Annotated in this window: 22 protein-coding genes; all 22 read right to left on the reverse strand. The window is 73.3% G+C overall.

All coding sequences use genetic code 11. The annotated features are described in order from the left end of the window. Positions 1-69: 69 nt before the first annotated feature. On the reverse strand, positions 70-1,515 hold the full coding sequence (gene pyk / locus CMN_RS08580) for a pyruvate kinase (RefSeq protein ID WP_015490427.1): 1,446 nt from the start codon (positions 1,513-1,515) through the stop codon (positions 70-72). An 83-nt stretch (positions 1,516-1,598) separates the two neighbouring features. Further along, positions 1,599-3,056 carry a glutamate synthase subunit beta gene (locus CMN_RS08585; protein WP_015490428.1) on the reverse strand — a complete coding sequence of 486 codons (1,458 nt, stop codon included), beginning with the start codon at positions 3,054-3,056 and terminating at the stop codon, positions 1,599-1,601. Beyond that, positions 3,049-7,620 (reverse strand): glutamate synthase large subunit, encoded by a 4,572-nt coding sequence (gene gltB, locus CMN_RS08590; RefSeq protein WP_015490429.1) that lies wholly within the window; start codon positions 7,618-7,620, stop codon positions 3,049-3,051. The genes CMN_RS08585 and gltB overlap by 8 nt, the downstream gene beginning before the upstream one ends. A 103-nt stretch (positions 7,621-7,723) precedes the next feature. Continuing rightward, positions 7,724-8,746 carry a prolipoprotein diacylglyceryl transferase gene (gene lgt / locus CMN_RS08595; RefSeq protein ID WP_015490430.1) on the reverse strand — a complete coding sequence of 341 codons (1,023 nt, stop codon included), beginning with the start codon at positions 8,744-8,746 and terminating at the stop codon, positions 7,724-7,726. Between the two features lie 71 nt (positions 8,747-8,817). After that, a complete protein-coding gene (gene trpA / locus CMN_RS08600; RefSeq protein ID WP_015490431.1) occupies positions 8,818-9,636 on the reverse strand; it encodes a tryptophan synthase subunit alpha in 819 nt (272 codons plus the stop codon). Then, a complete protein-coding gene (gene trpB, locus CMN_RS08605; RefSeq protein WP_015490432.1) occupies positions 9,633-10,847 on the reverse strand; it encodes a tryptophan synthase subunit beta in 1,215 nt (404 codons plus the stop codon). The genes trpA and trpB overlap by 4 nt, the downstream gene beginning before the upstream one ends. Next, entirely contained in the window at positions 10,844-11,620 is a 777-nt protein-coding gene (trpC, locus tag CMN_RS08610) for an indole-3-glycerol phosphate synthase TrpC (RefSeq protein ID WP_015490433.1), read from the reverse strand. The genes trpB and trpC overlap by 4 nt, the downstream gene beginning before the upstream one ends. After that, on the reverse strand, positions 11,621-11,860 hold the full coding sequence (locus CMN_RS08615; protein ID WP_015490434.1) for a DUF6704 family protein: 240 nt from the start codon (positions 11,858-11,860) through the stop codon (positions 11,621-11,623). 103 nt (positions 11,861-11,963) lie between these two features. Next, positions 11,964-12,602, reverse strand: a complete 639-nt coding sequence (locus CMN_RS08620) for a Trp biosynthesis-associated membrane protein (protein ID WP_015490435.1) — start codon at positions 12,600-12,602, stop codon at positions 11,964-11,966. Continuing rightward, positions 12,602-14,161, reverse strand: coding sequence for an anthranilate synthase component I (locus CMN_RS08625; RefSeq protein ID WP_015490436.1), 1,560 nt, complete (start codon positions 14,159-14,161; stop codon positions 12,602-12,604). Before CMN_RS08625 ends, CMN_RS08620 begins: the two co-directional genes overlap by 1 nt. Then, positions 14,158-14,556: a phosphoribosyl-AMP cyclohydrolase gene (hisI, locus tag CMN_RS08630; protein ID WP_015490437.1), complete on the reverse strand. Its 399-nt coding sequence runs from the start codon at positions 14,554-14,556 to the stop codon at positions 14,158-14,160. Before hisI ends, CMN_RS08625 begins: the two co-directional genes overlap by 4 nt. Beyond that, complete coding sequence (gene hisF, locus CMN_RS08635) at positions 14,553-15,350, reverse strand: imidazole glycerol phosphate synthase subunit HisF (protein WP_015490438.1); 798 nt, start codon at positions 15,348-15,350, stop codon at positions 14,553-14,555. The genes hisI and hisF overlap by 4 nt, the downstream gene beginning before the upstream one ends. Positions 15,351-15,352: 2 nt before the next feature. After that, positions 15,353-16,192, reverse strand: coding sequence for an ATP phosphoribosyltransferase (gene hisG / locus CMN_RS08640; RefSeq protein WP_015490439.1), 840 nt, complete (start codon positions 16,190-16,192; stop codon positions 15,353-15,355). Between the two features lie 48 nt (positions 16,193-16,240). After that, entirely contained in the window at positions 16,241-16,504 is a 264-nt protein-coding gene (locus tag CMN_RS08645) for a phosphoribosyl-ATP diphosphatase (protein ID WP_015490440.1), read from the reverse strand. A gap of 108 nt (positions 16,505-16,612) precedes the next feature. Next, a complete protein-coding gene (locus CMN_RS08650) occupies positions 16,613-16,981 on the reverse strand; it encodes an FKBP-type peptidyl-prolyl cis-trans isomerase (RefSeq protein ID WP_015490441.1) in 369 nt (122 codons plus the stop codon). 34 nt (positions 16,982-17,015) lie between these two features. Next, complete coding sequence (rpe, locus tag CMN_RS08655; RefSeq protein WP_015490442.1) at positions 17,016-17,684, reverse strand: ribulose-phosphate 3-epimerase; 669 nt, start codon at positions 17,682-17,684, stop codon at positions 17,016-17,018. A 10-nt stretch (positions 17,685-17,694) separates the two neighbouring features. Further along, positions 17,695-19,176, reverse strand: coding sequence for an RsmB/NOP family class I SAM-dependent RNA methyltransferase (locus CMN_RS08660; protein ID WP_015490443.1), 1,482 nt, complete (start codon positions 19,174-19,176; stop codon positions 17,695-17,697). Beyond that, positions 19,173-20,090 (reverse strand): methionyl-tRNA formyltransferase, encoded by a 918-nt coding sequence (gene fmt, locus CMN_RS08665; RefSeq protein WP_015490444.1) that lies wholly within the window; start codon positions 20,088-20,090, stop codon positions 19,173-19,175. The genes CMN_RS08660 and fmt overlap by 4 nt, the downstream gene beginning before the upstream one ends. Positions 20,091-20,181: 91 nt before the next feature. Next, on the reverse strand, positions 20,182-22,260 hold the full coding sequence (locus CMN_RS08670; protein WP_015490445.1) for a primosomal protein N': 2,079 nt from the start codon (positions 22,258-22,260) through the stop codon (positions 20,182-20,184). Between the two features lie 42 nt (positions 22,261-22,302). Then, on the reverse strand, positions 22,303-23,514 hold the full coding sequence (gene metK / locus CMN_RS08675) for a methionine adenosyltransferase (protein ID WP_015490446.1): 1,212 nt from the start codon (positions 23,512-23,514) through the stop codon (positions 22,303-22,305). A 39-nt stretch (positions 23,515-23,553) separates the two neighbouring features. Continuing rightward, a complete protein-coding gene (gene coaBC, locus CMN_RS08680; RefSeq protein ID WP_041465270.1) occupies positions 23,554-24,771 on the reverse strand; it encodes a bifunctional phosphopantothenoylcysteine decarboxylase/phosphopantothenate--cysteine ligase CoaBC in 1,218 nt (405 codons plus the stop codon). A gap of 76 nt (positions 24,772-24,847) precedes the next feature. Continuing rightward, a complete protein-coding gene (rpoZ, locus tag CMN_RS08685; RefSeq protein ID WP_015490448.1) occupies positions 24,848-25,117 on the reverse strand; it encodes a DNA-directed RNA polymerase subunit omega in 270 nt (89 codons plus the stop codon). Positions 25,118-25,124: the final 7 nt, after the last annotated feature.

The raw sequence follows: 25,124 nt of genomic DNA on the forward strand, positions 1-25,124 counted from the left end.
GAGGGCGGGCGACCACGTGGTCGCCCGCCCTCTCGCACGGGCACGGGAGCCGGGCCCCGCGCGTCCGCGCTACTTCTCGTACGCGGGAGCGGCCTCGTTCACGGCGTCGCCGACGACGTGGACGCGCAGCTCGTTCGTGGAGCCCGCGATCCCGGGAGGGGACCCGGCGATGACGACGACCTTCTGTCCGACCTCCGCGAGGCCCTCCGCGAGGAGGACCTCGTCGACCTGGTGGAACATCTGGTCGGTGTGCGTGACGGGCTCGACGAGGTACGTCTGCACGCCCCACGACAGGGCCAGGCGACGGCGGATGCCCTCGTTCGGCGTGAACGCGAGGATCGGGATGCCGTTGCGCAGGCGCGTCATGCGACGCACGGAGTCGCCCGACTCGGTGAAGACGCAGAGCGCCTTTGCCTCGACGAACTCGGCGACCTCGGCGGCCGCGAGGGTGATGGCGCCGCCCTGCGTGAAGGGGCGCGTGCCGAGCTTCGGGATGCGCTCCAGCCCGTGCTCCTCGGTCGACTCGATGATGCGGGCCATGGTCTTCACGGTGACGACGGGGAACTCGCCCACGCTCGTCTCGCCGCTCAGCATTAGCGCGTCGGCGCCGTCGAGCACCGCGTTGGCGCAGTCGGAGGCCTCCGCGCGGGTGGGACGGGGGCTCGTGATCATGGACTCCAGCATCTGCGTCGCGACGATGACGGGCTTCGCCTTGCGGCGGGCCAGCTCGACCGCGCGCTTCTGCACGATCGGCACGGCCTCGAGCGGGAGCTCGACTCCCAGGTCGCCGCGGGCGACCATGATGGCGTCGAAGGCGTCGACGATCTCCTCGAGCGCGTCCACGGCCTGCGGCTTCTCGACCTTGGCGACGACGGGGACGCGGCGGCCCTCCTCATCCATGATCTCGTGCACGCGGACGATGTCCGAGGCGTCGCGAACGAAGCTCAGCGCGATGAGGTCGGCGCCGAGGCGCAGGCCCCAGCGGAGGTCCGCCTCGTCCTTCTCGGACAGCGCGGGCACGTTGACCGCCACGCCCGGGAGGTTGATGCCCTTGTTGTTGCTGACCGCCCCGGCCACCTCGACCGTGGTCGTGACGCGGGTACCGTCGGTGGAGACCACGCGGAGGGTGACCTTGCCGTCGTCGATGAGCAGCGGGTCGCCCGGCTTCACGTCGCCCGGGAGGCCCTTGTACGTGGTGGAGCAGATGTCCTTGGTGCCGAGGATGTCCTCGACCGTGATGACGAAGGTGTCGCCGAACGCCAGGTCGTGCGGGCCGTCGGAGAACTTGCCGAGCCGGATCTTCGGGCCCTGCAGGTCGACCAGGACCGCGACCGCGCGGCCCGCGTCGTCGGCGGCCTTCCGGATGGTGGAGTAGATGCCCTCGTGGACGTCGTAGGTGCCGTGGCTGAGGTTCATCCGGGCCACGTCCACGCCGGCGTCGATGATGGCGCGGATGCTCTCGTAGGAGCTGGTCGCGGGCCCGAGGGTCGCGACGATCTTCGCTCGTCTGGTCATGCTCTGTCTGTCTCGCGTTTCTGCGTCGCACACGGACGCGGTTCGGGTGAGTGGTCGCGGTCGCGCCGAGGGCGGCGTCCGGGTCAGATGGAGAGAGCGCGGTCCGTGGGACGGACCGGGAACGGGAGCTCCGTGTCCCCCTCAAGGTACCGGTCGACGGCGGAGGCCGCTGAACGTCCCTCCGCGATGGCCCAGACGATGAGCGACTGGCCGCGGCCCGCGTCGCCCGCGACGAAGACGCCGGCCTGGTCGGTCTGGTAGTCCTCGCCGCGCGCGACGTTGCCGCGGTCGTCGAACGGGACCGCCAGCTGGCTCTCCAGGGCGTCCTTCTCGGGGCCGGTGAAGCCGAGCGCGAGGAGCACGAGGTCGGCGGGGATCTCGCGCTCGGTGCCCGACTTCGGCACGCGTCGGCCGTCGCGGAACTCCGTCTCGGCGACGCGGACGGCGCGGACGTGACCGTCGTCGTCCTTCAGGAACTCGACCGTGGTGGCGAGGTACTGGCGCTCGCCGCCCTCCTCGTGCGCGCTCGACACCTCGAAGAGCGTCGGGTACGTCGGCCACGGCTGGTCGGGGCGTCGCTCCGACGGCGGCTGCTGGCCGATGGCGAGGTTGGTGACCGAGGCCGCCTTCTGGCGGTGCGCGGTGCCGATGCAGTCGGCGCCCGTGTCGCCGCCGCCGAGGACGACGACGTGCTTGCCCTCCGCGTGGATCTGCTCGGGCACCTGGTCGCCCGCCGTCGCGTGGTTCGACTGGCGCAGGTAGTCCATGGCGAAGTGGACCCCGTCGACGTCGCGGCCCGGGATGTCGAGGTCGCGGGGCACGAGCGCGCCCGTGCAGACCACGACCGCGTCGTAGCGCAGGCGCAGGTCGGACCAGGTGATGTCCGTGCCGATGTCCACGCCCGCGCGGAAGCGGGTGCCCTCGGCGGTCATCTGCGCGAGGCGCGCCTCGAGGTGGCGCTTCTCCATCTTGAAGTCGGGGATCCCGTAGCGCAGCAGGCCGCCGATGCGGTCGTCGCGCTCGAACACCGCGACCGTGTGGCCGGCCCGCGTGAGCTGCTGGGCGGCGGCGAGGCCGGCGGGACCGGATCCCACGACCGCGACGGTCTTGCCCGTGAGGCGCTCGGGCGGGTGCGGCTGGACCCAGCCGTTCTGGAAGGCGTCGTCGATGATCGACACCTCGACCTGCTTGATGGTCACGGGCGGCTGGTTGATGCCGAGCACGCACGAGCTCTCGCAGGGCGCGGGGCACAGCCGTCCCGTGAACTCCGGGAAGTTGTTCGTGGCGTGCAGTCGCTCGATGGCCTGGCGGCCCTCGCCGCGCCACGTGAGGTCGTTCCACTCCGGGATGAGGTTGCCGAGCGGGCAGCCCTGGTGGCAGAACGGGATGCCGCAGTCCATGCACCGGCCGGCCTGGCGCACGAGCTCGCCGCGCTCCTGCTGCTCGTACACCTCCTTCCAGTCCATGAGCCGCACCGAGACGGGGCGGCGCTTGGGGAGCTCGCGCTCCGTCACCTTGAGGAAGCCCTTGGGGTCAGCCACCTGTCACCTCCAGGATGCGCTTCCAGGCGACGTCGCCGTCGGGGTCGAGGCCCTCGTCGACCGCGGTCTGGCGGGTGGCGAGGACGGCCGCGTAGTCCCGCGGCAGGATCTTGGTGAAGCGTTCCATGGAGGTCTCCGGGTCGGCGAGCAGGCGCTCGGCCACGGTGGATCCGGTCTCGGCGAGGTGCCGGCGGAGGAGGTCGAGCACGATCTCGGCGTCGGCGCTCCCGAGCGGGTGCAGCTCGAGCTCGCCCGATGCGAGGGCGTCGGTGTTGATGCGGTCGCGGTCGAGGTCGATCACGTACGCCGTGCCGCCCGACATGCCGGCGCCGATGTTCCGGCCGGTGCCGCCGAGGACGAGCGCGAGCCCGCCGGTCATGTACTCCAGCGCGTGGTCGCCCACGGCCTCGACGACCGCCGTGGCGCCGGAGTTGCGCACGAGGAACCGCTCCCCCACCATCCCGCGGATGAACATGGTCCCCTGCGTCGCGCCGTAGCCGATGACGTTGCCCGCGATGACGTTCTCCTCCGCGGGGAAGCCGGCCTTCTCATCGGGCCGCACGACGATGTCGCCGCCCGAGAGGCCCTTGCCGAGGTAGTCGTTGCTGTCGCCGACGAGGCGCAGCGTGATGCCCGCCGGCATGAACGCTCCGAAGGACTGGCCGGCGGACCCGCGGAGCGTGACGTCGATGGATCCCGTCGGGAGGCCGTCCTCGCCGTGCGCCTTCGTGACGAGGTGGCCGAGCATCGTGCCGACCGCGCGCGCCGTGTTCCGCACCGGCAGGTCGATCTCGACCCGGCCGCCGTGGTCGAGCACGTCGCGGCTGAGGCGGATGAGCTCGTTGTCGAAGTGGGCCTCGAGCTCGTGGTCCTGCGACCGGCCGTGCTTCATCGGCTCGTCGTCCGCGAAGGTCGGGCCGACCAGGATCGGCGTGAGGTCGAGCCCCGACGCCTTCCAGTGGTCCACCGCGTCCTCGACGCCGAGCAGGTCGTTGCGGCCCACGATCTCGTCGAGCGAGCGGTAGCCGAGGGCAGCCAGGTGCTCGCGGACCTCCTGCGCGATGAACTCGAAGAAGTTGACGACGTGGTCCGCCTTGCCGGGGAAGCGCTTGCGCAGCTCCGGGTTCTGCGTGGCGACGCCGACCGGGCACGTGTCGAGGTGGCAAACGCGCATCATGATGCAGCCAGACACGACGAGCGGCGCGGTCGCGAAGCCGAACTCCTCGGCGCCGAGCAGCGCGCCGACGATGACGTCGCGGCCGGACTTCATCTGCCCGTCGACCTGCACGACCACGCGGTCGCGCATGCCGTTGAGGCGGAGGGTCTGCTGCGTCTCGGCGAGGCCCAGCTCCCACGGGGTGCCCGCGTGCTTGAGCGAGTTGACGGGGCTCGCGCCGGTGCCGCCGTCGTGGCCCGAGACGAGGATCACGTCGCTCAGCGCCTTCGCCACGCCCGCGGCCACCGCGCCGATGCCCGACTGGCTGACGAGCTTCGTGTGGATCCGGGCGGACGGGTTCGCGCGCTTGAGGTCGAAGATCAGCTGCTTGAGGTCCTCGATCGAGTAGATGTCGTGGTGCGGCGGCGGCGAGATGAGGCCGACGCCGGCGGTCGCGTGGCGCGTGCGCGCCACCCACGGGTACACCTTGCCGGGCGGCAGCTGGCCGCCCTCGCCGGGCTTGGCGCCCTGCGCGAGCTTGATCTGGATGTCGTCGGCGTGCGTGAGGTACATGCTCGTGACGCCGAAGCGCCCGGACGCGACCTGCTTGATGGAGCTGCGGCGCTCGGGGTCGAGCAGGCGCTCGACGTTCTCGCCGCCCTCGCCCGTGTTCGACTTGGCTCCCAGGCGGTTCATCGCGATGGCCAGCGTCTCGTGCGCCTCCTCGGAGATGGATCCGTAGCTCATCGCGCCCGTGGAGAAGCGCTTCACGATGTCGCTGATGGGCTCCACCTCGTCGAGCGGCACCGGCGGGCGCGTGCCCGTGCGCAGCCGGAACATGCCGCGGAGGGTCATCAGGTCCTTCGACTGCGCGTCGACCATCGACGTGTACTCGCGGAAGATGTCGTACCGTCGCGTGCGCGTGGCGTGCTGCAGCCGGAAGATCGTGTCCGGGTTGAACAGGTGGGGGGATCCGTCGCGACGCCACTGGTACTCGCCGCCCGTCTGGAGGCGCTCGTGCGAGAGCACGGCCCCGTCCGTCGGGTAGGCGCTGCGGTGGCGCGCGGCGTTCTCCGCCGCGATGACATCGATGCCGACGCCGCCGAGTCGCGTCGTGGTGCCCGAGAAGTACTGGTCCACGAGCTGCTGCGAGAGGCCGACGGCCTCGAAGCACTGCGCGCCCGCGTAGGAGGACACCGTCGAGATGCCCATCTTGGACATGATCTTCAGGACGCCCTTGCCGAGCCCCTTGATGAGGTTCCGCGTGGCCTTCTCCGGCGTCACCCCCGTGAGCATGCCGCTACGGACCAGGTCCTCGCAGGACTCCATCGCCAGGTACGGGTTGACCGCCGAGGCGCCGTAGCCGATGAGCAGCGCGATGTGGTGCACCTCGCGCACGTCTCCGGCCTCGACCACGATGCCGACCTTCATGCGGGTCTGCTTGCGGATGAGGTGGTGGTGCACCGCCGCGATCATGAGCAGCGACGGGATGGGGGCGAGGTCGCGGTTCGAGTCGCGGTCCGACAGGACGATGAACTGCGCGCCGTGCGCGATGGCGCGGTCGACCTCGTCGCACATGGCGTCGATGCGCTTCTGCATGGCGAGCGGCCCGTCGTCCACGCGGTAAAGGCCGCTCACGATGGTGGTGGTGCGGCTGCCCGGCCGGTGGTCGATGTGGATGACCTTGGCCAGCTCGTCGTTGTCGATGACAGGGAAGTCGAGCACGACCTGCTTGGTGTGCTCGGGCCCGGCGTCGAGCAGGTTGCGCTGCGGACCCAGTCCGAGGCGGAGGCTGGTGACGACCTCCTCGCGGATGGAGTCGAGCGGCGGGTTCGTGACCTGCGCGAACTGCTGCGTGAAGTAGTCGAACAGCAGGCGCGGGCGCTGCGAGAGCACCGCGATGGGCGTGTCCGACCCCATGGCGCCGAGCGGCTCGGCGCCGACCTTCGCCATGGGCGTGAGGAGCATGCGTACCTCCTCCTCCGTGTAGCCGAAGGTGCGCTGGCGCCGCACGACGGACGCGGGGGTGTGCACGACGTGCTCGCGCTCCGGCAGGTCGGCCAGGTGGATGCGGTTCCGGAGCCACTCCCCCCAGGGCGCGCTGGCGGCGAGCTCGGACTTGATCTCCTCGTCCTCGATGATGCGGCCGGCCTCGGTGTCGACGAGGAACATCTTCCCGGGGCGCAGGCGGCCCTTCCGCATGATGCGCGCGGGGTCGATCTCGAGCACGCCGATCTCGCTGCCGAGCACCACGAGGCCGTCGTGCGTGACGAGGTAGCGGCCGGGGCGCAGGCCGTTGCGGTCGAGGGTCGCGCCGACGAGCGTGCCGTCGGTGAAGGTGAGGGCGGCCGGACCGTCCCACGGCTCCATGACCATGGAGTGGTACTCGTAGAAGTCGCGGCGGACCGGGTCGATGTCGGTCTGCTTCTCCCACGCCTCGGGGACCATCATCATCATCGCGTGCGGCAGGCTGCGGCCGCTGAGGCTGAGGAGCTCGAGGACCTCGTCGAAGGAGGCGGAGTCGCTCGCGCCGGGCGTCACGATGGGCAGCAGGGGCGCGAGGTCACCGAGCAGCTCCGACTCGAGCTGGGACTGGCGGGCGCGCATCCAGTTGCGGTTGCCCGCGACCGTGTTGATCTCGCCGTTGTGCGCCATCATCCGCAGCGGCTGCGCCAGCGGCCACGACGGGAACGTGTTGGTGGAGTACCGTGAGTGCACGATGGCGAGCTTGGAGGCGAAGCGCTCGTCGGAGAGGTCGGGGTAGAAGGGCTCCAGCTGGAGCGTCGTGACCATGCCCTTGTAGACGAGGGTGCGCGAGGACAGCGAGATGAAGTACGCGCCGAGCTCCCGCTCCGCGCGCTTGCGCAGCCGGAACGCCAGGCGGTCGAGCTCGAGCCCCGACGAGCGGTCCTCGGGCCGCGCGGCGTCGGAGGCGAGGAACAGCTGACGGAAGACGGGCATGGCCTTCCGCGCCAGGTTGCCGAGGTGCGACGGGTCCACCGGCACCTCGCGCCAGCCGAGGACGCGCAGGCGCTCGTCGCCGGCGATGCGCTCGATGCCGGCCTGCAGCTCCTCGCGCTCGGCGTCGTCCGTCGGCAGGAAGGCCATGCCGACCGCGTACTCCCCCATGGCCGGCAGCTCGAAGCCGACGACCCCGCGGAGGAAGGCGTCCGGGACCTGCGTCATGATGCCGGCGCCGTCGCCCGTGCCCGCGTCGGATCCGATCGCGCCGCGGTGCTCCAGGTTCCGGAGCGCGTCGAGCGCGTTGACGATGATGTCGTGGCCGGGGGTGCCGCGCAGGGTGGCCACCATGGCCAGGCCGCACGCGTCCTTCTCGAACGCCGGGTCGTAGAGGCCCTGCTTCGCGGGGAACGACCCGCCGGGAGGGGAGGTGGAGGAGAACGCCATGGGAACCGTCCTAGATGCACTGCGGAGGGACGTCGCTGGCCCTGTGGTGGGGACCGCCTCGCGGGGGAGGAGGCGGTGACCGCGGGGGTGCCCGCGCTGGGGACTAGGCGCCGCGTCCGCTTGTGGCGGGGAGAGCGTGGGAGTCCGACCCGGTGGATGCCCGATCGTCGTCGACGTCGGCGAAATCCGAATCCGTGTACACCGATGCTACCTCGCCGTCGCGGCCCGCCTTCGCGCGGGCGCTCACGTCCTCCGGGGTGCGGCCGGGCAGGTACGGGCTCGGCTCGCTGCCGACGTGGCGCCGGGTCTGGACGAGGAAGAGCACGAAGCCGACCGCGACGGCGAGGAACGCCGCCCAGACGTTGGTGCGGACACCGAAGAAGATCTCGCTGGGGTCGATGCGGATCGACTCGAAGACCATGCGCCCGAGGCCGTACCACATGAGGTACACGGCGAGGCCGCGGCCCCATTGGAGGCGGACGGCGCGGCCGAGCAGGATGATGAGCAGCGCCCCCGCGACGTTCCACACGATCTCGTAGAGGAACGTGGGGTGGAACAGCGTGCCGGCCGGGAGGCCGGCCGGGAACGCGGCGTTGGTCGGGTCGACCTCGAGGCCCCACGGCAGCGTGGTGGGCGTGCCGAACAGCTCCTGGTTGAAGTAGTTGCCCATGCGGCCCGCGGCCTGGGCGAGGAGGAGGCCGGGGGCCAGCGCGTCGGCGAAGGTCCAGAAGCGGACGCCCGTCCACTTGGAGCCGAGCCACACGCCCACGGCACCTCCGATGAGGGCGCCGAAGATGGCGATGCCGCCCTCCCACACGTAGAGCACGCGCCACAGGTTCGCGCCGTCGTAGAAGTAGTCGCCGGGGTGGGTGAGCACGTGGAACGCGCGGGCGCCGACGATGCCGAGGACGAGCGCGCACAGCGTGAAGTCGATGGTGACCCAGCTCTCCGCCCCGCGCTTGGTGAGCCGGTGGTTCGTGACGAACGCGGCGATGACGATGCCGATGAGGATGCACACGGCGTACGCGTGGATCACGAAGGTGAGCGGCAGGTCGATGCCGAGGCCCTGGAGCCACGCCGTGACGTCGAACCGGGTGTCGGACGGATCCGGGCTGGGGATGCTCATCGGGTCGAACAACGGATGGCGCTCACTTTCGCAGGGGATTCGGCGGGCGCGGCGGGACCGCGGGCCGGGGGCTACTGTAGCGCGGTTCCCCGCGCGAGATCGGCCGCGGCGCGGGCGACCCCGGGCACGCCGCCGTCGGCGAGGGCCGCGACGAGGGCGGACCCGACGATGGCGCCGTCGGCGTAGTCGAGCACCTCGCGCACCTGGTCGCCGGTGGAGATGCCGATGCCCACGCAGGCGCTCGTGGAGCCGGCGTCGCGCAGGCGCGACACGAGCCCGCGCGCGGCCTGGTCGACGTCCTGCCGCGCTCCCGTGATGCCCATCGTGGAGACCGCGTAGACGAACCCGCGGCTGCGCTCGACCGCCTGGTGCAGGCGGGCCTCGCTGGAGGACGGCGCCGCGAGGAACACGCGGTCGAGGCCCGTGCGCTCGGACGCGGCGAGCCAGTCGGCGCCCTCGTCCGGGATGAGGTCCGGCGTGATGAGGCCGGCACCGCCCGCGGCGAGGATGTCGTCCGCGAAGCGCTCCACGCCGTACTGCACGACGGGGTTCCAGTAGGTCATGAGGAGGACGGGGGCGTCGACGCGCTGCGTGATCGCGTGCAGCGCGTCGAAGCCGTCCCGGAGCCGGAAGCCCTGCGCGAGGGCCGTCTGCGTGGCGCGCTGGATGACGGGGCCGTCCATGACGGGGTCGCTGTAGGGCAGGCCGAGCTCGATGACGTCGACGCCGTTCTCGACGAGCGCGACGGCCGCCTCGATGCTCGTGGCGACGTCGGGGAAGCCGACGGGCAGGTAGCCGACGAGGGCGCCCGATCCCTGCTCGCGGCGGAGCGCGATGGTGCGCTCGACGGGACTGCCGGTGGGCGCGGCGGCGTGCGCGGCCGCGGTCACGACTGCTCCGCCCCGGCGTCGATGAGGTCGAAGTACCTGCCCGCGGTCTCCATGTCCTTGTCGCCGCGGCCGCTGAGGTTGACGAGGATGATCGACTCCGGGCCGAGCTCCTCGCCGAGCTCGAGCGCGCCGGCGAGGGCGTGCGCCGACTCGATGGCCGGGATGATGCCCTCGGTGCGGCTGAGCAGGCGGAGCGCGCTCATGGCCTGGTCGTCCGTGACGGGACGGTACGACGCGCGACCCAGGTCCGACAGCCACGAGTGCTCCGGGCCGACGCCCGGATAGTCGAGGCCGGCGGAGATCGAGTGCGAGTCTATGGTCTGGCCGTCCTCGTCCTGGAGGAGGTAGCTGCGCGCGCCGTGCAGCATGCCGGGGCGGCCCTTGGTGATGGTGGCGGCCGTGCGCGGGGTGTCCGCGCCGTCGCCGCCGGCCTCGAAGCCGTAGAGGGCCACGTCGGCGTCGTCGAGGAACGCGTGGAAGATGCCGATGGCGTTGGATCCGCCGCCGACGCACGCCGCGACGGCATCGGGCAGGCGGCCGGTGAGCGCGAGGACCTGCTCGCGCGCCTCCTCGCCGATGACCTTCTGCAGGTCCCGGACCATGGCCGGGAACGGGTGCGGTCCCGCGACCGTCCCGAAGACGTAGTTCGTGGTCTCGACGTTGGTGACCCAGTCGCGCATGGCGTCGTTGATGGCGTCCTTGAGCGTGCGCGAGCCCGAGCGGACCGGGATGACCTCGGCGCCGAGCAGGCGCATGCGCGCCACGTTCAGCGCCTGGCGCTCCGTGTCGACCTCGCCCATGTAGATGACGCAGTCGAGGCCGAAGAGCGCGGCCGCGGTGGCCGTCGCGACGCCGTGCTGGCCCGCGCCCGTCTCCGCGATGATGCGCTTCTTGCCGATCTTCTTCGTGAGGAGCGCCTGGCCCAGCACGTTGTTGATCTTGTGCGAGCCGGTGTGGTTGAGGTCCTCGCGCTTGAGGATGATGCGCGCGCCCCCGGCGTGTTCGGCGAACCGCGGCACCTCCGTGATGAGCGACGGGCGGCCCGTGTAGCTGCGGTGCAGCTCGCGGAGCTCCTCGATGAAGGCGGGGTCGACCTTGAGCTCCTCCCACGCCGCCGACAGCTCGTCGAGGGCGGCGACGAGGGACTCCGGGACGTAGCGGCCGCCGAACTCGCCGAAGTACGGGCCGGTGACGCTGCGCAGGTCGGTCATGTGCGGATGTCCAGGAACTCGGAGAGCGTGCGGACGGGATCGCCCGTGACGAGCGCCTCGCCCACCAGGACGACGTCGGCGCCCGCGCGGCGGTAGTGCGCGACGTCGTCGGCGGTCTTCACCGCGGACTCGGCGATGCGCACGACCCCCGCGGGGATGGAGTCGGCCAGGCTGCCGAAGAGGTCGCGGTCGAGCTCGAAGGTGGTGAGGTTGCGGGCGTTGACGCCGACGACCTGCGCGCCGAGGTCGAGCGCGCGGGACACCTCCTCGGCCGAGTGCGTCTCGACGAGCGCGGTCATGCCGAGCTCGCTCACGAGCGCGTGCAGTTCGACGAGGGTCTTCTGGTCGAGCGCGGCGACGATGAGGAGGACGAGGTCGGCGCCGGACGCTCGGGCCTCGAGCACCTGGTACGGCTCGCCGATGAAGTCCTTGCGGAGCACGGGGATGGAGACGGTGTCGCGAACCTGCTCGAGGTCCTGCAGCGAACCGCGGAACTTGCGGCCCTCGGTGAGGACGCTGATGGCGCTGGCGCCGCCGGTCTCGTAGCGGGACGCGAGGAGCGCGGGATCGGGGATCTCGGCGAGGGCGCCGCGCGACGGGCTCGAGCGCTTGACCTCGGCGATGATCTTCACGCGGTCCGCGGGCGCGAGCGCGCTGAGCGCGTCGAGGGCGGCGGGACGCGCGAGCGCCTCGGCCTCGACCTGGGCGAGCGGACGGGTCTCGCGGCGTGCGGCCGCGTCCTCGAGGGCGCCGGCGAGGAGGTCGCCCAGCATCTAGGAGTGCGCCTTCGCGTGCGTGACGGTGCGGTGCCCGCCGACGCCGAACCCCAGCTTCTTCATGACGCCGCCGGTGATCCAGCCGAGGATGGCGAGGACCGCCGATGCCCACACGACGGGCTCGATGGCGAACCAGAAGGCGATGGTGCCGACGGTGAACGCGACGAGCATGATGACGACAGCCGTCCAGGCCGCCGGCGAGTTGCCGTGGCCGGGTTCTGCGGACTCTGTGGACATGCGTGCTCCTCGGGGGTCGTGCGATCGGGACGGATCGAGTCTACCCGGCGGCGTCGGGGCGGCCGTCGGCTTGGGGAGGGCGGTCGGGGACGTCAGTCGACCCTCACGTGGCCGCGCCGGGCGGGGTCTCGTCCGCGTCGCCCGCCTCGCGGCGGGTGGGATCCGCGCCGCCGCTCAGGCTGTCCCAGGCCGCCACCGGGTCCTCCCGCGGGACGATCCGGCGGGCGGGCGACTGGTCGGGCGCGTCGTACCGGGACCGGCGGGTGGGCCAGCGCGGTCCCGTGACCGCGACGAAGAGGCCCGTCAGCGCCGACGCGATGCCCGCGACCAGCGTGATCGGACCCCACGGGGTCGTGGCCCACCCGTCGACGAGCTCCGCCACGGCCGACGAGCCCGCCACGCCCGTGACGGTCGTGACCGCGGCCTCGCCCGCCTGGACGGGACCCGCGGTCGCGGCGAACGCCGTGAGCGCCACCGTCGCGCCGATGAGCGCCTGCAGGATCCCGAGCACCACGCGGAGCACGCGGCCCGCGATGGCGAGCGCGCCGGCGAGGGCGAGGCTGGAGAGCGCGAGGGCGCTGAGCGCGGGGGCGGCGACGCTGCCCGCCACGGGCACGAGCGTCGGCGCCTGGCCGCCGATGCGGAGCGTCGACCAGTCCTGCGACCAGCCGAGGAACGTGGCGGCGCTCGTCGCGAGGACGAGCAGGAGAGCGAGGGACTTCGTGCGGCGGGTGACGCGCATCAGCGGAGGCGCCGCATGGCCTCGGCGACGGCGACCGCGCGCAGCGGGGCGGCGGCCTTGTTCTGCGTCTCGAGGTACTCGGCGTCCGGGTCGGAGTCGGCGACCATGCCGCCGCCGGCCTGGACGTGGGCGATGCCGTCGACGATGGTGGCCGTGCGGATCGCGATGGCGAGGTCCGCGTCGCCCGCGAAGTCGAAGTAGCCCACCACTCCCCCGTACACGCCGCGCTGGGCGGGCTCGAGCTCGTCGATGATCTGCAGCGCGCGCGGCTTCGGCGCACCCGAGAGCGTGCCGGCCGGGAACGTCGCGCGGAAGACGTCGATGCTCGAGACGCCGGGCCGGAGCGTGCCCTCGACCGAGCTGACCAGGTGCATGATGTGGCTGAACCGCTCGACGCGCATGAACTCGGTGACCTCGACCGATCCCGGGGCGCACGCCTTGAGCATGTCGTTGCGGGCGAGGTCCACCAGCATGAGGTGCTCGGCGCGCTCCTTCGGGTCGGCGAGGAGCGACTCCTCGTGCGCGACGTCCTCCTCCACGGTCGCGCCGCGCGGGCGGGACCCGGCGATCGGGTGCATGTAGACGTGGTCGTCGGTGACCGTGACGAGCGCCTCGGGCGATGACCCGACGATGGAGTACGGCTTCCCGTCCGCGTCCTCGAGCGTGAGGAGGTACATGTACGGGCTCGGGTTGAGCACGCGCAGGATGCGGTAGACGTCGATCGGCTCGGCCGTGGTGGGCTGGTCGAACCGCTGCGAGACGACGACCTGGAAGACGTCGCCCTCGTGGATGTGGTGCTTGCTGCGCGCGATGGCCGCGTGGAAGTCGGCGGGCTCGGTGCGGAGCGTCGCGGACGGCTGCGCCTGGAGGTCCACCTCCGCGAGGAACGTCTCCGACGGCCGGGCGAGGTCGGCCTGCATGCGGTCGAGGCGCGCCTGCGCGTCGGCCCACATGGCGTCCGCGTCGTCGGCGCCGTCATTGAGGGCGGTGGCGACGAGCGTGACGGTGCCGCGGCGGTGGTCGAGCACCGCGAGCTCGGAGACGAAGCTGAGCGCCTGCCCGGGCACGGGCACCTCGGCCGGCGGGCGGTCGGGCAGGCGCTCGATCTGGCGCACGGCCTCCCAGCCGATGAAGCCGACGAGACCGCCCGTGAGCGGGGGCAGGCCGGGGATCCGCGGCGTCTCCCAGCGGGCGTAGAGGGCGGCGAGGGCGGCGAGCGGGCCGTCGGGCGCGTCGTCGCCGAGGGCGCGGCGCGCGTCCATGCCGTAGTCGAGCCAGCGGGCCTCGTCGCCCTGCTGCGTCAGCACGCCGAAGGACGAGACGCCGACGAACGAGAAACGGGTCCAGATGCCGCCCTGGCCGGCGGACTCGAGCAGGAAGCTGCCCGGGCGGCCGGCGGTGAGCTTGCGGTGGACGCCGACGGGCGTCTCGCCGTCCGCGAAGACCTCGCGGAGCACGGGGATCACACGGTGGTCGGCGGCCAGGTCGCGGAACGCCTCCCGCGTGGTGGTGCCGGGTGCGGGGACGGACGGCGCGGCGGGGCGCGGGGTCTCGCTCATGGGGTGGGCCCTTCGTCGGCGGCGGGGCGCGCGCCCGGGACGGGGTGGAGGTGGTCCGCGTCGAAGCAGGTGCGCGTGCCGGTGTGGCAGGCCACTCCTACCTGGTCGACCTGGACGAGGACCGTGTCGCCGTCGCAGTCGAGGGCGGCGTCGCGCACGTACTGGCCGTGCCCGGACGTGTCGCCCTTCCGCCAGTACTCGCTCCGGGAGCGGGACCAGAAGGTGACGCGGCCGGTGGTGAGCGTGCGGCGGAGGGCCTCGCGGTCCATGTAGCCGAGCATGAGCACCTCGCGCGTGTCGTGCTGCTGGATCACGGCGGGCAGCAGCCCGTCGTCGGCGAAGGACGCGCGGGCGAGGATGCCGTCCACGTCGGGGACGGACGCCGATGCGCTCATCGTCGGACCACCTGACCGGCGTCCTGGAGGGCGCCCTTGACGTCGCCGATGGTGAACCGGCGGGAGTGGAAGACGCTCGCGGCGAGCACGGCGTCGGCGCCGGCCTCGATCGCGGGCGCGAAGTGGTCGAGCTCGCCCGCGCCGCCCGAGGCGATGACGGGCACGCGGCTGGCGGCGCGCATGGCGGCGACGAGCTCGAGGTCGAAGCCGTCGCGCGTGCCGTCGGCGTCGATGGAGTTGACGAGCAGCTCGCCCGCGCCGCGCTCGACGGCCTCCCGGGCCCAGGCGACCGCGTCGATGGTCGTGCGCGTGCGGCCGCCGTGCGTGGTGACGACGAAGCCGGACTCCGTGTCGCCGCGCGTCACGTCGAGCGAGAGGACGCACACCTGCGCACCGAACCGGTCGGCGATCTCGCCCACGAGGTCGGGGCGGGCGATGGCCGCGCTGTTGACGCCGATCTTGTCCGCGCCGCTCGCGAGCAGGCGGGCCACGTCGTCGGCGCTGCGCACTCCCCCACCGACCGTCAGCGGGATGAAGACCTGCTCTGCGGTGGCGCTCACGACGTCGTACATGGTGGAGCGGTCCTCGACCGTGGCCGTGACGTCGAGGAACGTGAGCTCGTCGGCGCCCTGCTCGTAGTAGAGCCGCGCGAGCTCGACCGGGTCGCCCGCGTCCTGCAGGTCGAGGAAGTTGACGCCCTTGACGACACGGCCGGCGGCCACGTCGAGGCACGGGATGACGCGGACCGCGAGCTGCGCGGCCGGGCCGGGGGCGGCGGATCCAGCGGATGCCACGGTCAGATCCGGGCGGCGTGGATGGGGCTGACGAGGATGGCGCGCGCGCCGACCTCGTGCAGGCGGTCCATGATCTGGTTTGTGTCGTCGCGCGGCACCATCGAGCGCACGGCGACCCACGCGGGGTCCTGCAGCGGCGAGATGGTGGGCGACTCGATGCCCGGCGTGATGGCCGTGGCGGCGTCGAGCAGGTCGAGCGGCACGTCATAGTCCATCAGCACGTAGCGGCGCGCGACGAGCACGCCCTCGAGGCGGCGGAGCAGCGTCGCGGCGCCCGGCTTCTCCTCGGCGCCGGAGATGAGCACGGCGGTCGAGCGGAGGATCACGGGGCCGAAGATCTCGAGCCCGGCCTTCCGCAGCGTCGTGCCGGTCTCGACCACGTCGGCGATGGCGTCGGCGACGCCCAGCTGGATGGCCGACTCGACGGCGCCGTCGAGGCGGATGAGCTGCGCCTCCACGCCGTGCTCGCGGAGGAACCCGCCGACGAGCACGGGGTAGCTGGTGGCGATGCGGACGCCCGCGAGGTCCTGGAGGTCGGCGAAGCGGCCGACGGGGCCGGCGAACCGGAACGTGGATCCCGCGAAGCCGAGCTCCGCGGTCTCGGACGCGTCCGACGCGGAGTCGATGAGGAGGTCGCGGCCGGTGATGCCGACGTCCAGCGCGCCGGATCCGACGTAGGTCGCGATGTCGCGCGGGCGGAGGTAGAAGAACTCGACGTCGTTGCGCGCGTCGAGGACGTAGAGCTCCTTCGGGTCACGACGGCCGGCGTACCCGGCCTCGGCGAGCATCTGGGCGGCGGTCTCGGCGAGCGAGCCCTTGTTGGGCACGGCGACACGGAGCATGGGGATCACTTCTTCCGATGGAGGGGGCGGCACGGGTGACGGGGCGCGTCACAGATGTCGGCCGACATCCTCCAGGGAGAGGCCGCGCGCGATCATCATGACCTGCACGTGGTACAGCAGCTGCGAGATCTCCTCGGCCGCGCGGTCGTCGGACTCGTGCTCGGCCGCCATCCAGACCTCGGCGGCCTCCTCGACGACCTTCTTGCCGATCGCGTGCACGCCGCCGTCCAGCTCGCGGACGGTGCCGGATCCCTCGGGCCGCTCGGCGGCGATCCGGGTCAGCTCGCCGAACAGGTCATCGAAGGTCTTCACGTGCTCCAGGGTACAGGCGCGCGCGGCCGCCCCGGCACGACGACGGGAGGCCGGGAGCGATGCGCTCCCGGCCTCCCGGTGGTCGTGCTGGTCGTGCGGGGACGCTCGCTAGCCGACGCCCTGCAGGTCGATCACGAAGATCAGCGTGCGGCCGGAGAGGCGGTGGCCGCCGCCCGCGGCGCCGTAGGCGAGCTCCGGCGGGACGACGAGCTGGCGGCGTCCGCCGACCTTCATGCCGGGGATGCCCTGCTGCCAGCCGGCGATGAGGCTGCGGAGGGGGAAGCGCACGGACTGGCCGCGGCTCCAGGAGGAGTCGAACTCCTCGCCGGACTCGAAGTCGACGCCGAGGTAGTGCACGTCGACGGTGTCGCCGGGCTGGGCCTCGGGGCCGTCGCCCACGGTGATGTCGGAGATGGTGAGCTCTGCGGGGGCCGGGCCGTCGACGGGCTCGACCTCGGGCTTCGTGGTGTCGGTCATGGATCCAGTCAAGCAGATCCGCGCGCGCCTCCCGTCAGTGCGCGTGCGTGTGCGCCTCGGCCGCGAGGCGCAGCTCGGCGATGGCCGCCTCGGGGTCGCCGCCGCGGAACACGCCGGATCCGGAGACGAAGGTGTCGGCGCCGGCCTCGGCCGCGCGGCCGATGGTCTCGACGTCGATGCCGCCGTCGACCTGGAGCCAGACGTCGTGGCCGGACTCGCGGAGGCGGGAGCGGAGGGCGCGGAGCTTGGGCATGGTCTCGGGCATGAAGGACTGGCCGCCGAAGCCGGGCTCGACCGTCATGACGAGGACCTGGTCGAACTCGGGCAGCAGCTCGAGGTAGTCGTCGACGGGCGTGCCGGGCTTCAGCGCGATGCCGGCGCGCGCGCCGATCTCGCGCAGGCGCCGGGCGAGCGCGACGGGCTCGCGCGTGGCCTCCGCGTGGAAGGTGACGCTCGCGGCGCCCGCCTCCGCGTAGCCGGGCGCCCAGCGGTCCACGTCGTCGATCATCAGGTGGATGTCGAGCGGCACGGACGTCACCTGCTGGAGGCGCTCGACCATCGGCAGCCCGAACGTGAGGTTCGGGACGAAGTGGTTGTCCATGATGTCGACGTGCACGAGGTCGGCGGTCGCGAGGCGCTGGATCTCGCGCTCCAGGTTCGCGAAGTCGGCGGACAGGATGCTCGGTTCGATGCGGACGGGCATGCTCCCGACCCTACCGGCGGGTCAGCAGGGCGATGAACATGGCGTCCGTGCCGTGCCGGTGCGGCCAGAGCTGCACGCTGGATCCGCGGGTCGCGGCGTCGGGGTCGGCGTCCGGCAGCTCGAGGTCGCCGTCGGCCACCTCCTGCAGCACCGCGCGCGTGTCGAGCGCGGTCACGTCCGCGTGGCGCTGGAGCGCCGCCTGCACGATGGCGCGGGTCTCGGCGAGGTGCGGCGAGCACGTGACGTAGGCGAGGATCCCGCCGGGCGCGAGAGCGCCGATCGCGGAGTCGATGAGGCCGGCCTGGAGGGCGCCGAGGCCCGCGACGTCGCGCGGGGTCTTCCGCCAGCGCGACTCGGGCCGGCGGCGGAGGGCGCCGAGGCCGCTGCAGGGGGCGTCGAGGAGGATCCGGTCGAACTCCCCCGGGTGGGTCTCCCCCACGGTCGTGCCGTCGAGCTCCCACACCTCGGTGTCGCCCGGGACGGCCCGGAGGGCGTCGCGGACGAGACCGGCGCGGGCGGGGACGAGCTCGTTCGCGGTGAGCAGGGCGCCGGAGCGGCCCGCCTCGGCGGCGAGGAGAGCGGCCTTGCCGCCGGGACCCGCGCAGAGGTCGAGCCAGCGCTCGCCGGGGGTGACGGCGCGGGCGCGGCTGAGCGCGAGGGCGGCGAGCTGGGATCCCTCGTCCTGGACGCAGACGCGGCCCTCGGCGACGCCGGGGGCGTCCATCGGGTCGCCGCCCTCGAGGTAGGCGCCCACGGGCGAGAACGCGGCCGGCTGCTCGCCGGTCTCCTCGACGGTCGCGAGGCCCGGGAGCGCGACGAGGCCCACGGCGGGCGCGGCGTTGTCGGCGCGCAGCAGGTCCTCGAGCTCGTCGGCGCGGCCCTCGCGGGCGAGCGCCTGGCGGAGGGCGCGCAGCACCCACAGCGGGTGGGAGTGCTCGAGCGCGAGGCGCTCGTCGTCGCTCGCGGCGCTGTCGAGCACGCGCTGCCGCCACCCGTCGGGCTCCGTGCGCGTGATGGTGCGGAGGACGCCGTTGACGAAGCCCGTGGCGGAGCGGGATCCGACCGCGCGCGCCATGTCGACGCCCTCGTTGACGGCCGCGTGCGTGGCGACGCGCATGCTCAGCAGCTGGTGGACCGAGAGGCGGAGCACGTCGAGGATGGGCGCGTCGATCGCGATGACGGGACGGCCGGCGGCCAGCTCGATCACGCGGTCGTAGTAGCCGGACATGCGCAGGGTGCCGTAGGCCAGCTCGGTGGCGAGCGCCGCGTCCTGGGCGCTGAGGGCCGCGCGGCGGATCCGGACGGGCAGCAGCAGGTTCGCGTAGGCGTCCGACTCGCGGACCGCGCTCACGACCTCGTAGGCGACGCGGCGCGCCGGGCTGACGGTCGACGGGCTGCCGACCTCGGCGCGGTCGGCGGCTCGACGGCGGTCGCCTCCCGCGAGGCGGCGGCCGGCCGGTCGGCGGGCGGGGGAACCGGTGCTGTCGTTCATCGTGCGGTGACGTCCTCCGTCGTGACGCCGCGCCACCAGTCGGCGGCGGGCATGGGGCGCTTGCCGGCGGGCTGCACCTGGATGAGCTCGACGGGGTGGCTGGCGGTGCCGACGGCGACGACGCCGCCGACGGACCGGATGCTCCCGGGATCCAGCGGGGCGGCGTCGTGCAGCTCGGCTGCCCGGTGGACCTTGACGCGCACGTCGTCCACCGAGGTGAACGCGCCGGGCTCCGGCGTCACGCCGCGGATCTGCGCGAGCACGGCGTGCGACGGGCGCGCCCAGTCGATCCGGCCGTCGTCGATGGTGGTCTTGGGCGCGAGCGTGGGCTCGCCCTCCTGGGGGCGCGCGACGGCGCTGCCCGCGGCGATCCCGTCGACCGTGCGCACGAGGAGGTCGGCGCCCTGCATCGCGAGCGCGTGCAGCACGTCCCCCGCGGTCTCGTGCGCCCTCGTGGGCCGCTCCTCCCGCGCGAAGACGGGACCGGTGTCCATGCCCCGCTCCAGCTGGAAGACGCTGGCGCCGGTGACGGTCTCGCCCGCCATGATCGAGCGCTGCACGGGAGCCGCTCCCCGCCAGCGGGGCAGCAGGGAGAAGTGCAGGTTGATCCAGCCCTGCGCGGGCGTCGAGAGGAGCGGCTCGCGCACGAGGCCGCCGTAGGCGACGATGACCCCGAGGTCGGCGCCGAGGGCGACGATGCGGGCGGTCGCGTCGTCGTCCAGGCGGTTGGTGCGGAGCGTCGGGATGCCCAGCCGCTCGGCCTCCGACGCGACCGGCGACGGCGTGAGCACGCGCTTGCGGCCGGTGGGCGCGTCGGCGCGCGTGACGACGAGCGCGACCTCGTGGCCCGAGGCGTGCAGGCGGACGAGCGACGGGACGGCCGCGCGGGGCGTGCCGGCGAAGACGAGTCTCATGCGGATCCATTCCGGGGACGGCGAGCAGGGCGGGCGGTGGCTGCGGGGAGCGCGGTCGGACCGCGACCGCGGTCGGCGCGGCGTCCGCGGATCAGAACAGCCCCGTGTCGTCGAACCGTACACGGAGCGGGACCGTGGGCCGGAACCCGGTGCGGCCCGCGACGGGCTTGCGGCGGCTGGAGGCATTCCTCACGACCGCCGCACGCAGCTCGCGCGCCGTGTCCGGGCCGCTCGCGTAGTCGAGGCGGACGATCGCGCGCACGCGGCCCTGCTCGGTGGGCACCGGGCCGAGGACGTCGACCCCCTCGATCCCCGCGAGCCGCTCCACCGCCTGGCCGACCGCGTCCGGCAGCCCCTCGACGCTCGCGGCGCGCACGGCCGGCGGGAAGCGCAGCGCCCGGCGCTCGAGCAGCTCCTCGCGCGCGTACCGCGGCTGCTGCCACGTGGCGAGGGCGCGCGCGACCTGGCCGCCGACGCCCACGAGCATCACGGGCGCCCGCGGCGCGGCGAGGGCGGCCGCGTTGGACCACTGGCGGAGCACGTCCTCCCCCACCCGCAGGCTCTCGCGCGCGAGCATCCGCTCCCCGTCGAGCAGGAGGATCGCGCGGTAGCCGCCGGCCGCGACGGGCTCGGCCCCGCGCGTGGCGACGACGAGCCGCGCCTCGGCGTCGACCTCCTGCACGTGGCGCTCGCCGTCGGCCAGCACCACCTGCACGCCGGGGAACGCGCGGCCGAGCTCCTCCGCGGTGCGGCCGGCGCCGATGGTGACGAGGCGCAGCTCGTCGGATCCGCAGTTCGCGCAGCGCCAATCGCCCGCGAGGTGGCCGCACCAGCCGCAGGTCGGCGTGCTCGTGGCGGTGGACATGCCGAGCGGGCCCGTGCAGACGGTGCAGCGGGCGGCCTGCCGGCAGGCGCGGCAGGCGACGAGGGGCGCGTAGCCGGGGCGCGCGACCTGGATGAGGACCGGCCCGTGCTCGACGGCGTCCTTCGCCGCGCGCCACGCGCCCGACGGGATCCTGGCCTGCCGGGCGAAGCCCTCGTCGCCCGTCTGCGAGGTGGTCGGGATCACCCGCGGGGTGCGGTTCGTGGCGGGAGCGACGCTCGTGAGGTAGCCGATCGCGACGAGCCGCTCGACCTCCGTGCTCCGGGAGTGCGCGAGCAGCACGAGCGCGGTGCCCTGCTGGCGGCTGCGCAGGAGAGCGACGTCGCGGGCGTGCGCGTACGGGCTGAGCGGCTCGGCGTGCAGCGGGTCGCCCTCGTCCCACATCGCGACGAGGCCGAGGCTCGGCGCGGGCGCGTACACGGCCGAGCGGTTGCCGACGACGATGCGGGGCACGTCGCCGAGGCCCGCGAGGAAGGAGCGGTAGCGGTCGGGGCCGGACTGGCGCGCGTCGGTGCGCAGGACGGAGCCGGTGGGGGCGTGCGCGGCGAGGGCCGCCTCCAGCTGGTCCTGGTCGCGGTAGTCGGGCACAACGAGCACGCTGCTGCGGCCCGACGCGAGCACGCGCGCGGCGGCCTGCGCGAGCGTGACGGCCCAGCGTCCGGCCCAGAGGCCGCCGGGCAGCTCGACGACCTCGGGGATCGCGTCGACGGCCACGCGACCGGATCCGTCGACCGCCGCGTCGAGCGTGCCGGGCGCGTAGCCGTCGATCACCGGGAGCGCGGCGGGGTCGACGACGGGAGCCGCGGGATCGGCGGGGGACGCCGCGTCCGCGTCCGCCACGGCCGCGAGGGCCGCGAGGTGCGCCTTCTCGACGCGCACCTGGCGCGGCGGCACGGCCAGCCGGATCACGTCGGACGCGGTCCCGGCCTGCCGGTCGGCGACCTCCCGCGCGAGCGTCCAGATCTCCGGGCGCAGCACGGGCAGCGCGGACACGACCTGCTCGACCTCGCTGAGCGCGCCGTCGTAGCCCCCGCCGTCGCCGACCTCTACGACGTAGCCGTCGGCGACCCGACCCGCCGAGCGCAGCGGCACGCGCACGCGGACGCCGGGCACGCATGTGTCCCGGAGCGCCTCGGGCACGGCGTAGTCGAACAGCCGGTCCAGCTGCGGCAGCGGGGAGTCGACCATGACGCGCACGACGGGGGGGCGTGCGTCGGCGGAGCCGGATGTCGTGGCGTCCGCGGCAGCCCCTGCCGTGGGCACGCCGGACGGATCCCCCGCGGTCACCCGGCGCCCCCGGTCATGCCGGGACCCGGGCGGCGGCGCGCGTCAGAGGCCCGCGGCGCTCTGCAGGTCGGCGACACGGTCGAGCGCCTCCCAGGTGAAGTCCGGCAGCTCGCGGCCGAAGTGCCCGTAGGCGGCGGTCTGCGCGTAGATGGGGCGGAGCAGGTCGAGGCGCTCGACGATGGCGGCGGGACGCAGGTCGAAGGTCTCGCGGATGGCGCGCACGATGCGCTCCTCGGGCACGTGCGCCGTGCCGAACGCCTCGACGTACAGGCCCACGGGCGCGGCCTTGCCGATCGCGTACGCGACCTGCACCTCGAGCCGGTCGGCGAGACCCGCGGCGACCGCGTTCTTCGCGACCCAGCGCATGGCGTACGCGGCGCTGCGGTCGACCTTCGACGGGTCCTTGCCGCTGAACGCGCCGCCGCCGTGCCGGCTGAAGCCGCCGTACGTGTCGACGATGATCTTCCGGCCGGTGAGCCCCGCGTCGCCCTTGGGCCCGCCGATCTCGAACTTGCCGGTGGGGTTGATGAGCAGGGTCGCCTCGCGCGAGTCGAGCTCGATGCCGATCTCCGCCGCCTGCGCGAGCACCGGGCGGATGACGTGCTCCTCGACCTCGCGGCGGAGGTCCTCCTGCGAGACCTGCGGGCCGTGCTGGGTGGAGAGCACGACCGTGTCGACGGTGCGCGGCACGAGGCCGTCGTACCCGATGGTGACCTGCGTCTTGCCGTCGGGCCGCAGGTACGCGAGCTCCCCCGAGTGGCGGACGGCCGCGAGACGCTCGGCGAGGCGGTGCGCGAGGTAGACGGGCAGGGGCATGAAGACGGGGGTGTCCCGCGACGCGTAGCCGAACATGAGGCCCTGGTCGCCGGCGCCCTGGAGGTCGTGCGCGTCGGTGGACGCGGATCCCGAGCGCGACTCGTACGAGCGGTCGACGCCCTGCGCGATGTCGGGCGACTGCGCGCCGATGGACACCGTGACGCCGCAGTTGTAACCGTCGAAGCCCACCTCGGAGGAGTCGTAGCCGATGTCCCGGATGCGGTCGCGCACGATCTGCGGGATGTCGACGTACCCGCTCGTGGTCACCTCGCCGGCGACGTGCACGAGGCCCGTGGTGACGAGCGTCTCGACGGCGGCGCGGCTCGTCGGATCCTGCGTGAGGAGCGCGTCGAGGATGCTGTCCGAGATCTGGTCGCAGATCTTGTCGGGGTGGCCCTCGGTAACAGACTCGGAGGTGAACAGGCGCAGGTCGGTCACAGGTGAGCTCCAGAGGATCGCGTGGTCGCCCGCCGGCCGCTACTGCGGCGTCGGCGCTCCCACTACGTCGAGAATTTGATGGGCCACCTGCTCCTTGGAGCCGGAGGCCTCCACGAGTGTATCGCCGGACCTCGCGAGCACCGTGATGGTGTTGCGCTCCGCGGTGAACCCGTGAGACCATCCGACCCTGTTGACGACGAGCAGGTCGCAGCCCTTCCGCTGGAGCTTGGCGCGGCCGATCCGGAGTAGCTCGGCCGGGTCCTCCTCGGTCTCCGCCGCGAAGCCCACGACGACGCGGCGCGTGCCGTCCGCCCGCGGGACGGCGGCGTCGGCGGCGAGCCGCTGCAGGACGTCCGGGTTCCGCACGAGCTCGACGGAGAGCGCGTCGCCCGCCTCCTCCTTCTTGATCTTGCCCGCGGAGACGGCGACGGGTCGGTAGTCGGCGACGGCCGCCGCCATGATGACGACGTCGGCGCCGTCGGCCTCGCGCACCATGGCGTCGGAGAGCTCGAGCGCGGTCGAGACGGGCACCACGCGGACGCCCGCCGGCGCGGGCACCTCCAGGTGCGCGGCGACGAGAATGACGTCGGCACCGCGGTCGCGGGCCGCGACCGCGAGGGCGACCCCCTGCCGGCCGGACGAGCGGTTGCCGAGGAAGCGCACGGGATCCAGCGGCTCGCGCGTGCCGCCGGCGGAGACGACGACGCGGCGCCCCTCGAGGTCCCGCCCGCCGGGGCGGACGGCGGCGAGGGCGGCGGCGATGACGTCCTCGACCTCGGCCATGCGGCCCGGCCCGGAGTCCGTGCCGGTGAGGCGGCCCGACGTGGGGCCGACGAGGGTGGCGCCGCGGGAGCGCAGGAGCGCCGCGTTCGCCTGCGTGGCCGGGTGCTGCCACATCTCGGTGTGCATCGCGGGGGCGACGACGAGGGGCGCGCGGCTGGCGAGGATCGTGGTGCCGAGCAGGTCGTCCGACAGACCGAGCGCCATGGTCGCGAGCGTGTGGGCGGTGGCCGGGGCGACGACGATGAGGTCGGCCTTCTGGCCGAGCGCCACGTGGCGGACCTCGGAGACGCCGTCGTAGAGGTCGCTCGTGACGGGGTTGCGGCTGACGGCCTCGAGCGTGGGCTTCCCGACGAAGCGGAGCGCGGCCTCGGTGGGCACGACGTGCACGTCGTGGCCGAGGAGCACGAGGCCCCGGACCACGCCGACGGCCTTGTAGGCCGCGATGCCGCCCGTGATCCCCACGAGGACCATCACGCGGCGGCGCTCCGGTGCCGCGTGGCGGGGCGGGCGTGCGGCGTGCGGTCGGCGCGGGGCATCCGGGGCGGTGCGGCTAGGAGGCCGCGGGCTCCGCGATGGGCGTGGCGACGAGCTTGTCCTCGTTGATCTCGTGCATGGCGACCGAGAGGGGCTTGTCGTCGATGGTGGAGTCGACGAGCGGTCCGACGTTGTCGAACAGGCTGCCCTCGTGCAGGTCGGCGTAGTAGTCGTTGATCTGGCGGGCCCGCTTCGAGGCGAAGATCACGAGCGCGTACTTCGAGTCGACCTTCGAGAGGAGCTCGTCGATGGGCGGGTCGATGATGCCCTGGGTCTTGTCAACCATGGATGTG

The sequence above is a fragment of the Clavibacter nebraskensis NCPPB 2581 genome, assembly GCF_000355695.1.
In the GTDB taxonomy this organism is placed as follows: Bacteria; Actinomycetota; Actinomycetes; order Actinomycetales; family Microbacteriaceae; genus Clavibacter; species Clavibacter nebraskensis.

Coding starts and splice junctions, on each gene's coding strand:
- pyk (WP_015490427.1), bottom strand. CDS start 1,515: ATGACCAGACGAGCGAAGATCGTCGCGACCCTCGGGCCCGCGACCAGC.
- gltB (WP_015490429.1), bottom strand. CDS start 7,620: ATGGCGTTCTCCTCCACCTCCCCTCCCGGCGGGTCGTTCCCCGCGAAG.
- lgt (WP_015490430.1), bottom strand. CDS start 8,746: ATGAGCATCCCCAGCCCGGATCCGTCCGACACCCGGTTCGACGTCACG.
- trpB (WP_015490432.1), bottom strand. CDS start 10,847: ATGACCGACCTGCGCAGCGTCACCGGCCCGTACTTCGGCGAGTTCGGC.
- trpC (WP_015490433.1), bottom strand. CDS start 11,620: ATGCTGGGCGACCTCCTCGCCGGCGCCCTCGAGGACGCGGCCGCACGC.
- CMN_RS08615 (WP_015490434.1), bottom strand. CDS start 11,860: ATGTCCACAGAGTCCGCAGAACCCGGCCACGGCAACTCGCCGGCGGCC.
- CMN_RS08620 (WP_015490435.1), bottom strand. CDS start 12,602: ATGCGCGTCACCCGCCGCACGAAGTCCCTCGCTCTCCTGCTCGTCCTC.
- CMN_RS08625 (WP_015490436.1), bottom strand. CDS start 14,161: ATGAGCGAGACCCCGCGCCCCGCCGCGCCGTCCGTCCCCGCACCCGGC.
- hisI (WP_015490437.1), bottom strand. CDS start 14,556: ATGAGCGCATCGGCGTCCGTCCCCGACGTGGACGGCATCCTCGCCCGC.
- hisG (WP_015490439.1), bottom strand. CDS start 16,192: ATGCTCCGTGTCGCCGTGCCCAACAAGGGCTCGCTCGCCGAGACCGCC.
- CMN_RS08650 (WP_015490441.1), bottom strand. CDS start 16,981: ATGACCGACACCACGAAGCCCGAGGTCGAGCCCGTCGACGGCCCGGCC.
- rpe (WP_015490442.1), bottom strand. CDS start 17,684: ATGCCCGTCCGCATCGAACCGAGCATCCTGTCCGCCGACTTCGCGAAC.
- CMN_RS08660 (WP_015490443.1), bottom strand. CDS start 19,176: ATGAACGACAGCACCGGTTCCCCCGCCCGCCGACCGGCCGGCCGCCGC.
- fmt (WP_015490444.1), bottom strand. CDS start 20,090: ATGAGACTCGTCTTCGCCGGCACGCCCCGCGCGGCCGTCCCGTCGCTC.
- rpoZ (WP_015490448.1), bottom strand. CDS start 25,117: ATGGTTGACAAGACCCAGGGCATCATCGACCCGCCCATCGACGAGCTC.